Origin of the sequence: Pseudoalteromonas sp. BSi20311, from assembly GCF_000239875.1 — a bacterium.
GTDB lineage: Bacteria > Pseudomonadota > Gammaproteobacteria > Enterobacterales > Alteromonadaceae > Pseudoalteromonas.
Genome location: NZ_BADU01000057.1, coordinates 61,320 through 73,437, shown reverse-complemented (window position 1 = coordinate 73,437; position 12,118 = coordinate 61,320). Strand labels below are relative to the sequence as shown.

The following is a 12,118-nucleotide window of genomic DNA, read 5'->3' as shown; positions in this document are numbered from 1 at the left end:
ATTAAAAATGAACCTAAAAAACCCGAGCAGTGCGTCGGGTTTTTTTATAATAATGTAAATATTAACTGCAGTGGGCGTAATAACAACCAAATGGCTCAACTGTCAGTGTTTCATTATCAAGCTTTGCGTTGTGATGATAAAGGTCGTTATGTTCATTTTCAACACTTGCATTAATAGTAAGTTTTGCTTGTGAAGCACTCAAATTGAATACACACAACATTTTTTCATCGTTTAGAGTACGGTAAAACGCCAAAATTGGCTCTTCGGTTTGTAAAAACTCAATATCACCTTCAAGTAATACCGGCTGGTTTTTACGCCATGCCATAAATTCACGGTACGCATTTAATATTGAGTTTGAATCATTCTCTTGTTCAGCAACTGCTTGCAGCTTATGTTGTTGATCAACAGGTAACCACGGTTTTACTTCACTAAAGCCCGCATTGTGAGCATTGGCATGTGAGCTATCAAGGTTTTCCCAAGGCATTGGGGTACGACAACCATCACGGCCTTTAAAGTTTGGCCAAAACGTAATGCCGTATGGGTCTTGTAAATCTTCAAACGCAACGCTTGCTTCACCGAGCCCGAGTTCTTCACCTTGATACATACACACGCTACCACGTAACGAGGCCAATAGGGCGGTTAACATCTTACATTGCGCAGGGTTTACTTCACCCGTTTCGCTCCAACGGCTTGCAACGCGCTCTACGTCATGGTTACTAAATGCCCAGCAAGGCCAGCCTTCAGTCATACGTTGTTCAAGTGTAGTAACGGTGTTTCTTATATATTCACTCGAGTAGTCATCAGTTAGTAGCTCAAAACTGTAACCCATATGCAGTTTATCGCCACCGGCGGTGTATTCTGCCATGGTGGCTAATGAATCTTCAGATGAAATTTCACCCAGTGACACGGTTCCTGGGTATTTATTGAGTAAGGTGCGAATGTCACGCATAAACTCAATGTTTTCTGGCTGTGTGTTGTTGTAGTAGTGATACTGAAAAGCATACGGATTGTCTTCACTAAAACCACGGCCCTGACGCTTTTCTTTTGGTTTTGCAGGATTATCACGAAGCTGTGCGTCATGGTAACAAAAGTTAATTGCATCTAACCTAAAACCATCAACGCCTTTTTTAAGCCAAAACTCAACATTATCTAATACAGCTTTGCGAACATCAGGGTTATGAAAGTTAAGATCAGGCTGTTCCGTGAAAAAGTTATGTAAGTAGTATTGTCCACGACGCGGCTCCCATTGCCATGCACCGCCACCAAAAATAGACAACCAGTTGTTTGGTGCTGTTCCGTCTTCTTTAGCATCGGCCCATACATACCAATCAGCTTTATCGTTGGTTAAATCTTCACGGCTATCAATAAACCATTGGTGTTGATCTGAGGTGTGACTAAGCACTTGGTCTATAATAATTTTAATATCGCGTTGATGTGCTTGCGCAATGAGCTCATCAAAATCATCTAAGTTACCAAAAAGGGGGTCGATATCGCGATAGTCGCTAATATCATAACCAAAATCTTTCATAGGTGATTTAAAGAAAGGTGAGATCCAGATAGCATCCACCCCTAAACTTTTAATGTAATCAATGCGATTAATTATCCCTTCTAAGTCACCAATGCCATCGTTGTTGCTATCTTGAAAGCTACGCGGATAAACCTGATAAATAACCGCACCTTTATACCATTGCTTTTGGGCCATGCCTTTCTCCGTTTTCACATTGTCTTTGTGTTGTTCTTTTTTAGAGGTGTTAATCCTCGTTTATTTGAAAAAGCATACTTGAAGCCCGTCATACTGTAAAAAGTCTGCATACGTATGCACCATTTTAAGGCCATTAAAAGAGGTTAAATCAATCGCTTATTTCATCGATTTTAACGCCGGTTTATTGAATATCTCTTTACCAATTTGGTTTGTTAAATTGTTAATTTATTGTTTGCTTTATTTAGGTGCTTAAAAATAAGGGGGGTGCACTAAATTGGTGATTATTAATATTGGTCTTACCAATTGTACTTAAATAAATGTTCTCCATAATAATAAATTAGAAAATAAAATAGCGTTGTGTCACTTTATTTATGTTTAATGACGAGCTTATTTCATCAAAAAATAAATAATGACTATCATTAAAGCTATAAATGTTAATTGCACTAAAATAACTCATAATAAAACAGTCACTTATGAATTGAGGTGTAAATTTAATGTTAACTTAATGCGTGTTGCGTTACTTTGAATACGTATGCATAAAGTTGTTAATAAAATAAGGCGGGCGTTAATATTCGTCCTGACAACAAAATAGCTAACAAATGGTTTTGCTTCTATCACAAGCAACTCGCTAAAAGTTAGTAAATATAAAATTGGGTAACGGGAAACACATCATGTCTATGTTCAAACCAAGTATATTAACAATTGCACTTGCAACCGCAGGTATTAGCAGTTTCGCTTCACACGCACAAGAAGAGCAGCCCACCGCAAAGAATGACGTTGAAGTCATTGAAGTTAAAGGTTTTCGTGGCAGCGTCGTTGAGTCAATCAATACAAAACGTTTTTCATCTGAAGTAGTAGAGTCTATCTCTGCAGAAGATATTGGTAAATTACCAGATTCGTCAATTGCCGAATCAATCGCACGTTTACCAGGTTTGACCGCGCAGCGCCTAGATGGCCGTGCCAGTCGTGTAAGCGTTCGTGGTTTTAGTGAAAACGAAAGTGCAACAACCTTTAATGGTCGTGAGCAGGTATCGATTGGGGACAATCGTGGTGTTGAGTTTGACCTTTACCCATCTGAAATAATGAGCGGTGTAACCGTATATAAAACACCAAACGCAAGCTTAGACGCAGAAGGTATTGCAGGTGTTATCGACATGCAAACCGTAAAACCTTTAAGTAAAGGTGAGCGCGTGATCATGTTTAATGGTCAATTAGAGCAAACTGGTTTCGATAAGTTAAACCCAGACGGTGATGATCAAGGTTTCCGCGGTACGGTGTCGTATATTGACCAATTTGCCGATGACACAATCGGTGTCGCATTCGCATACAATACCATGAGCTCACCAAACCAAGAAAAACGCTGGAACTCATGGGGTTATCCTGAATTTACGGGTGATGATGGACAAACTTATTCTATTTTAGGTGGCGCAAAACCATTTGTGCGTTCATCAACACTTGAGCGTGATTCTGCAATGCTTGTTATCGAAGCCGCACCAACAGATCGCTTAAACATGACGTTTGATGCACTGTATGTTGATTTCTCAGATGAAAAAATCCTTCGCGGTATTGAAGTACCATTTGCTTGGGGCCAAGGAACAATCGATCCAAGCTCAGCGGTCGTAGATGCTGAAAGTGGTTTTATCACCAGCGCGGTAACACAAGGTCAACGTGTTGTTGTACGTAATGACTACGAAGAGCGTAATGCGGAGTTAACTCAGTTTGGTTTTAATACTAAATATGATATCAGTGATGACTGGTCAGTTGAGTTTGATGCGAGCCGCTCTGAAGTAGAGCGCCAAATTTGGAGTATCGAAAGCTATTCAGGTACTGGCCGTGGAGATAATAATGGTGTTGCTGACAACATAGGTTATGCGTTTGACGGTGGTAACACTGGTGCGCAGTTCTCACATGAACTCGATTACAGTGATTACGGCTTAATTCAATTAGGTGGGCCATTGTCATGGGGGGCGAGTAAAGCACTGAACGATAAATATGGTTTAACAGGCACACCTTACGAAAATACTGCCCAAGATGGTTTTATTAATGCTCCTGAAATTAATGATGAACTAACCACACTAAAGTTTGCTGCAAGCAAAGTACTTGAAAGTGAGTATTTCAGTAAAGTTAGTTTTGGTATTTCATACCGTGACCGTGAAAAGTCTAAATTATCAGAAGGTTACTACATGACCTTAAAAGACTTCTCGCTTGCAAATCCGGGCATGTTGTCTATCCCTGAGCAATATCGTTTAGGCACTGCTAGCCTAGATTTTATTGGTATGGGTGATATGGTTGCTTTCGATACCAATGGTTTAGTGAACGATGGTTATTATGACTTACTGCAAGAAAGCTTAACGGACCAAAAACATAAAACGCAATCATGGACAGTGCAAGAAGAAGTAACCGCTGTTTTTGCGCAACTTGATATTAATGCCGAGCTTGGCTCAATTCCAGTTACAGGTAATATTGGTGCGCGTTACGTACAAACAGACCAATCATCACAAGGTTCAGCTGCTAACACCACAGCAGATGGGTTAGTAGTGGTAACGCCTACTGATGTAAGTCATGACTATAACCACTTTTTACCAAGCATTAACTTATCGTTTGCGATTGATGAAGAGCAAACAATTCGCTTTGGCGCGGCAAAAACTATTTCACGTGCGCGCCTTGATGAAATGAACGCATCGGTAAATGCATCTTACAACCAGCAGCCTGATGAAAATGGTAACTACTGGAGTGTCTCTGGTGGTAATCCAAACTTAGAGCCAAAAGAAGCTACAGGGCTAGATCTAAGCTACGAAAACTACTTTGATGCGGAAGGTTATTTTGCAGCAGCATTCTTCTATAAAGATATTACCCAGTGGATTTTTGATGGCAGTTATGAAGTAGATATGTCTGGCGTCGCGGATCCATCAACTGGTCAAATTCCTGCTAATTCTACAGGGTCTGGCTCAGGTAAAGTAAACGGTGGTGAAGGTGACTTATGGGGTTACGAATTATCACTTGCCTTGCCATTTAATGTCTTTCATTCATCACTTGATGGCTTTGGTTTAATCGCAAGCCATACAGGTGTCGAGCAAGATCTTAAAGATCAAAACGGTAACGATTACGAGTTACCAGGCTTATCAGACCAAATTGATAGCTTAACGGTTTACTTTGAGCGTAGTGGTTTCCAAGCACGTACCAGCATGCGTAAACGCAGTGACTTTAAAGGTGATGTATACGGCTTAGGTTTTGCAACAACTCAGGTTGATATTAAAGGCGAAACCATCTGGGATGCGCAAGTTGGTTATGACTTTGGTGAAGGTGGTGTGGAAAGCTTAGATGGCTTAAGCGTAACATTCCAAGTACAAAATATCACTGAAGAACCGTTTGTATCATTACAAGGCGATAGTGATTTACAAGTACGTGATTACCAAGATTATGGCCGTACGTTCTTACTTGGCTTTAGTTACAAGCTATAACATTCTTTAGCGTTGAAAGGCCCTTGTGATTTGTTTTACAAGGGCTTTTTTATATCGACTACACTTAACTAAAAGCAAGTGGAGCAGGGGCTATGCAGAGTAAACAAATAAAAGACGTGGTAATAGCCGGTGGCGGCACTGCAGGGTGGATAACCGCAGCGCTACTTAATAAAGTGCTCGGCAAAGTCGTTAATATTACCCTGATTGAATCTGACCAAATTGGTACTGTTGGAGTGGGTGAAGCGAGCATTCCGCCGATTCTTCACCTTAATGCGGCATTAGGTATACCTGAGAGCGAGTTTATTAAAGCGACCCAAGCGACCATTAAATTGGGGATCGAGTTTGAAAACTGGCGAGCACCACAACACAGCTACATGCATGCTTTTGGTGAGATAGGCAAAGATCTCCCGTTTTGTGAGTTTTATCATTATTGGTTGAGGGCCAAGCAACAGGGCACTAATGCTGATTTTTGGGATTTTTCACTTAACTACCAAGCGGCCAAACAGCATAAATTTGCCCATTTAAAACATATTCCTAATACCCAACTTAGTGGTTTAAATTATGCTTATCATTTTGACGCTACCTTGTACGGGGAATTTTTAAAAGGGCTGACTATATCACGCGGTGTTAAACGTATTGAGGGTCAAATTGCGGATGTTAAGCAATGCCCAGAGAGCGGTTTTGTAAAGGCACTTGAGCTGTTAGATGGGCAAATAATTTCAGGCGATTTATTTATAGATTGCACAGGGCTAAGCGCACTGCTCATTGAAAAAACCTTAAATACTGGGTTTGATGATTGGTCACATTGGTTACCTTGCGACAGTGCTATTGCCGTACAAACTAAAACCACTGCAGAGCCAGCGCCTTATACGCGTTCAATTGCTCACGACGCTGGTTGGCAGTGGCAAATACCGTTGCAACACCGTGTTGGTAATGGTTTAGTATATTCAAGTCGTCATATTACTGATGAGCAAGCTAAACAACAACTCCTTGATAATATTCCCGGTGAACCAATTACAGAGCCTAGAGTGATTCGTTTTAAAACTGGGCGCCGTCGTAAGCAATGGCACAAAAATGTAGTGGCCATTGGTCTATCCAGTGGTTTTTTAGAACCGTTAGAATCGACTAGTATTCATTTAATTCAAACGGCGGCAATTCGCTTAATTAAATTATTTCCCCACCAAGGGATCAAACCTGTTTTAATCGATACCTTTAATAAGCAAAGCAAAACCGAAGTTGAGCGAATAAGAGATTTTATTATTCTGCATTATAAACTGACCGAGCGTGATGACAGCGGATTTTGGCGTCAGTGTAAACAAATGGATATTCCTATATCGCTGCAAAACAAAATCGATTTATTTAAGCAAACAGGTAAATTAATTAGAGAAGATGATGAGCTTTTTGCAGAAGTTGCTTGGCAGCAAGTAATGATAGGCCAAGGGCTTGAGGCACATGATTATCATCCACTCGCAGATGCACTGAGTGATGAACAACTCGCCGAGTTATTTACGAATTTAAAAACGCTTATCAACGGCACTGTAAAGCAATTACCCACACACAGTGAATTTTTAGCGAGGATGAAAAATAATTAATATGAAATCACTCATGCACACTTTTTTACTAAGCACGCTTTTAGGTATGTGTTTAAACGTCAATGCAATAACTGCATCACCACAAAACTGGTGGGTTGGTATGCAAAGCAAGCAATTACAAATTATGCTGCATGAGCCAAATGTTGCTAAGCAGCAATGGCAACTTGAATCACCTGCTGGCGTTGAGTTAACAAGCATTACGCATACGGATAACCCCAATTACGCTTTTTTAAATCTTGCAATAAACCCGAGCGCAAAGCCTGGTGTGTTAGTATTTAGCAGCAAATCAGGGGAGCGTTTTGAGTATCAATTGCATGCACGCAAAGCAAACAGCAGTAAACGCAGTGGTTTTGATAGCAGTGATACCATTTACTTAATTAACCCGGATCGCTTCGCTAATGGTGATAGCAGCAACGACACCGTAAAAGGAATGCTTGAGGCTGCAAAGCCAATTGAGCGAGGCGGGCGTCACGGTGGGGACATTCAAGGTGTGATCAACGCACTGCCGTATTTACAAAAACTAGGCGTTACCCAGCTTTGGTTAACGCCAGCGCTTGAAAATGATATGCCTAGCTATTCTTACCACGGTTATGCGATCACCGATTTTTACACTATCGACCCGCGCATGGGCTCAAATGAACTGTACCGTGAGCTATCTGCTACAGCAAAACAACACGGTATAGGTTTAGTGATGGACCTAGTGCTGAATCACTTTGGCTCTGAGCATGAATGGATGACAGATAAACCCACAGCAGATTGGATCAATTTTAATGGCGAGTTTGCAAACGGTAACCATGCAACCAGCCATGCAAGACAAACTATACAAGATCCCCATGCCAGCGAGTTCGATAAACGCCAGTTTAGTGATGGCTGGTTTGTAGCGACTATGCCTGATTTGAACCAGCGCCAACCATTATTAGCAACATACTTAATTCAAAATGCTATTTGGTGGATTGAATACGCCGACTTAAGCGGTATTCGCGTTGATACCTATTCATATTCAGACAAAGCATTTTTAGCTGACTGGACTAAAGCGATAATGACTGAATACCCTGACTTTAATATTGTTGGCGAAGAGTGGACCAGCAATCCTGCGATTGCCTCATACTGGCAAGCGGGCAAAGTTAATAACGATGGTTACACCTCAAGTCTACCAAGTGTGATGGACTTTTCATTACAAGAAGCACTTATTCAAGCACTTAATGAAGATGAAAGCTGGAATACTGGCTGGGTAAAAGTGTATCAATCAATCGCCAATGACTTTTTATACCCAAATCCTGATAACTTATTGGTGTTTGCCGATAATCACGACATGAGCCGCGTGTTTACAGAATTAGAACAAGATCTTGATAAAACTAAAATGGCGATGGCGATGTTGCTAACCACCCGTGGTATAGCACAAATGTATTATGGCACCGAAGTATTGCTTGATAACACGGGCAGTAATGATCACGGTGATATCCGTATTGATTTCCCCGGTGGTTTTAAAGGTCAGACTAGTAATGCTTTTACAGGACAAGGGTTATCAGATGAGCAAGTTGAGATGCTCAAAACCATCACCACTTTACTTAATTTTAGAAAGCAAAGCCCAGCCATTGCTCATGGAAAGCTGACTCACTTTAGCCCGCAAAGCGGCGTTTATAGCTACGCTAGAATAAGTGAACAGCAAACAGTGCTGGTATTTTTAAACAAAAATAACGCAGTAAAAAACTGGTCATTAGCGTATATGCAAGAAGTAATTGGACAACATAAACAGGCCACAAATCTGTTTACTAACCAAACAATTAGCTTAACGGATGCAATGACATTGGCGCCAATGAGTGCCACGGTATTAATAATTGAATAAAGCCTGTGTGAATACGTATGCAGCCACTGTCAGTCAGTGGCTGTTCACTTTAGTATTAAATTTATAATAAAAATGACGTTTAAATGACAATCCATTAAAACGTCAGATCTAAGTAAGAACATTATGACAACAAACAAAACCACAATTAGTACATTTAAATATGGCTCATGGGTATTAGCTAGTAGCTTATTGTTATCGAGCTGCTCAGGTGAGCCCACAACCCCCAGTGCCGACAAAAAAGTAGCTGAACAAGTTAACGAACATTCAAAGCCGGTGGTTTACCAAGTATTCACCCGTTTATTTGGTAATACCCAAACAGCCAACGTGCCATGGGGAACCAAAGAGCAAAATGGCGTAGGCACATTTAGTGACTTTAATGATGCTGCTTTAAGTGGCATTAAAGAACTTGGTACCACCCATATTTGGTATACCGGCGTGCTTCACCACGCGCTGGTAGGCGATTACAGCCAATATGGAATTAGCCAAGATGATCCAGATGTAGTGAAAGGGCGCGCAGGCTCTCCTTATGCTATTAAAGATTATTACGATGTAAACCCAGATTTAGCCATCAATCCAGAGCGCCGCCTTGAAGAATTTGCGGCATTGATTGAGCGCACCCACCAACACGGTATGAAAGTGGTGATTGATATTGTGCCAAATCATGTGGCGCGTCATTATCAATCTACTGCTAAACCTGCTGGTGTGAAAGATTTTGGTGAGCAAGACGATACCAGCGTAGAGTATGCCCGCGATAATAACTTTTACTACGTTACTGGGCAGTCATTTCAAGTACCAACCAGTGAAAATTACCAAGTACTGGGCGGTAATACCCACCCACTTGCCGATAACTTATTTGATGAAACACCTGCAAAATGGACTGGTAACGGTGCCCGAGCTGCTAAGCCTGATATTAACGATTGGTACGAAACGGTTAAAGTTAACTACGGCGTAAAACCCGATGGTAGCTACGACTTTCCAACGTTACCAAGCGATTATGCCAATCAAGATTTACGCGCGCACTTTGAATTTTGGCAAGATAAAGAATTGCCAAACAGCTGGTATAAATTTCGTGATATCGCCTTGTATTGGCTCGATAAAGGCGTAGATGGTTTTCGTTATGATATGGCTGAAATGGTGCCCGTGGAGTTTTGGAGCTTTTTAAATTCATCTATCAAGATGCACAACCCAGAGGCATTTTTACTAGCCGAAGTATACAACCCAGCTTTATATCGCCCGTATATCCAGCAAGGCAAAATGGACTACTTGTACGATAAAGTGGGCTTTTACGACACCCTAAAGGCCGTAATGCAAGGTACTCAAGCCGCGAGCAGCATTTTTGCAGCACAGCAACAAGTGGCAGATATTGAACAGCACATGCTGCATTTTCTAGAAAACCATGACGAACAACGCATTGCCAGCCCCGATTTTGCAGGTAGCAGTGAAAAGGGCAAACCCGCATTGGTAGTATCAAACCTTATTAGCCGCTCGCCAACACTGTTATATTTTGGCCAAGATGTAGGTGAAGATGGCTCTGAAGAGGCTGGTTTTGGCAAACCAACTCGCACCAGTATTTTTGATTATATTGGCGTGCCAGCGCATCAAGCGTGGATGAACAACGGCAAGTTTGATGGCGGCGCATTAACTGCCGAGCAAAGTCAGTTACGTGAATATTACAAAGCGGTTATGGCGTTGAGTAAACATCCTGCGGTTGTTGCCGGTGACATGCACCCGTTAACGGTGACAGGTAGCGACCAAGTTGCCGCGTTTAGCCGCAGTATTGGTCAACAACACATTTGGGTGGTGAGCAACTTTGCCGAGCAAAAAAATACGGTAAGTATTGATATTCCACTTAACACATTAGCAAACTACAAACAGGCAGAGCAGCAATTACTTGATCTGCTCGAAGCCAATCAAACTGCCGTGTTAACAATCACACCTGAGCAAGTAAAAATCAGTTTAACGTTAAATGCGCTTAGCAGTGCAGTATTGACCACTGGAGCACATAATGAATAATAACAAACCTAACCTAAGCTTTTGGCAAATATGGAACATGTGCTTTGGCTTTTTAGGCATTCAATTTGGTTTTGCATTACAAAACGGTAATGTCAGCCGTATTTTTCAAACCTTAGGTGCAAATATTGATGACATTCCAATTTTATGGATTGCAGCACCACTAACAGGTTTAATTGTACAACCTATTATTGGTTACTGGAGCGACAAAACATGGTGCAAACTAGGCCGTCGTCGCCCGTTCTTTTTTTATGGCGCAATTTTAACCACGCTCGCGCTGTTTATTATGCCTAATTCACCTACTTTATGGATTGCAGCGGGCATGTTGTGGATTATGGATGCTTCTATCAATGTCACAATGGAACCATTTAGAGCATTAGTGAGTGACAACCTGCCAACGAAGCAACGCGCCACAGGTTACGCCATGCAAAGCTTTTTTATAGGTGTTAGCTCAGTGGTGGCCTCGGCGTTACCTTGGATGATGACAAACTGGTTTGATATTTCTAACACTGCGCCAGTTGGGCAAATTCCTGATTCAGTGAAGTTCTCATTTTACTTTGGTGCTGTAGTGTTAATTGTTGCGGTATTTTGGACCGTGTTTACCACAAAAGAATACTCACCAGAGCAGCTTGAAGCGTTTAATGATCATGTTGAACAAGCAACAACAAGCACTGCCAACAAACCTGTTAATTTCAATAAAGGTGCCATAGTCTTTACGTTACTGGGCTTAGCTATTTTAGTGTTGGTGCTAAGTCTTTCACTTGAGAAAGAACTTTATTTACTGGCCGCTGGCCTCACCTGTTTTGGTATAATCCAATTTATTGCTGGGCAATTACAACGACAAAACAAAACACAAAATGGCTTTTACCAAGTATTAAATGATGTATTTATCATGCCAGAGGCCATGAAACAGCTTGCTTGGGTGCAGTTCTTTAGTTGGTTTACCTTATTTGCAATGTGGATTTATACCACTTCAGCAGTAACCAGCTTTCATTATGGCAGCAGTGATACCAGCTCCCTTGCTTATAATGATGGCGCTGATTGGGTGGGTATTTTATTTGCAGCCTATAACGGCTTTGCAGCATTGGCTGCGTTATGTATTCCGATCATCGTAAAGCGTTTAGGCTTAAAGTTAGCACATGCCATCAACCTAGTATTAGGTGCCTTAGGCCTAGCGAGTTTTATTGTGATACCCGATCCGCAATTACTTATTTGGCCAATGATAGGTATTGGTTTTGCGTGGGCGTCAATTTTATCGCTGCCTTATGCCATGTTGAGCTCATCAGTACCGAGTAAAAAAATGGGCGTGTATATGGGAATATTTAACTTTTTTATCGTGATCCCACAATTACTCGCAGCCAGTGTACTGGGCCTCATTTTACGTCACTTTTTTGAAAACCAACCTATTTACGCATTAGTACTGGGCGCAGTGTCGTGGATACTTGCAGCAGTTGCGGTATTGCGCGTTAAACATACGCAATAGCGACTTGCTTTGCACAGTTAATGA

At 41.4% G+C, this 12,118-nt stretch carries 6 protein-coding genes; 5 read left to right on the top strand and 1 reads right to left on the bottom strand.

Going from position 1 to position 12,118, the window contains the following annotated elements; all coding sequences use genetic code 11:
* Positions 1 to 61 precede the first annotated feature (61 nt).
* Positions 62 to 1,702, bottom strand: coding sequence for an alpha-glucosidase family protein (locus tag P20311_RS05535; RefSeq protein WP_008110575.1), 1,641 nt, complete (start codon positions 1,700 to 1,702; stop codon positions 62 to 64).
* A gap of 671 nt (positions 1,703 to 2,373) precedes the next feature.
* Here P20311_RS05535 and P20311_RS05530 point away from each other — a divergent pair.
* The 5 genes from P20311_RS05530 to P20311_RS05510 all read left to right on the top strand — a co-directional run bounded on the left by P20311_RS05530 (position 2,374) and on the right by P20311_RS05510 (position 12,094).
* Positions 2,374 to 5,163, top strand: a complete 2,790-nt coding sequence (locus P20311_RS05530; protein ID WP_008110571.1) for a TonB-dependent receptor — start codon at positions 2,374 to 2,376, stop codon at positions 5,161 to 5,163.
* Positions 5,164 to 5,255: 92 nt separating this feature from the next.
* The gene (locus P20311_RS05525) at positions 5,256 to 6,755 is read left to right on the top strand and encodes a tryptophan halogenase family protein (protein WP_008110569.1); all 1,500 of its coding nucleotides are present in this window, start codon (positions 5,256 to 5,258) and stop codon (positions 6,753 to 6,755) included.
* A gap of 1 nt (position 6,756) precedes the next feature.
* Positions 6,757 to 8,601 carry a glycoside hydrolase family 13 protein gene (locus P20311_RS05520; protein ID WP_008110568.1) on the top strand — a complete coding sequence of 615 codons (1,845 nt, stop codon included), beginning with the start codon at positions 6,757 to 6,759 and terminating at the stop codon, positions 8,599 to 8,601.
* Between the two features lie 123 nt (positions 8,602 to 8,724).
* A complete protein-coding gene (locus P20311_RS05515; protein ID WP_008110566.1) occupies positions 8,725 to 10,614 on the top strand; it encodes an alpha-amylase family protein in 1,890 nt (629 codons plus the stop codon).
* Positions 10,607 to 12,094, top strand: coding sequence for an MFS transporter (locus P20311_RS05510; protein WP_008110564.1), 1,488 nt, complete (start codon positions 10,607 to 10,609; stop codon positions 12,092 to 12,094). The genes P20311_RS05515 and P20311_RS05510 overlap by 8 nt, the downstream gene beginning before the upstream one ends.
* Positions 12,095 to 12,118: the final 24 nt, after the last annotated feature.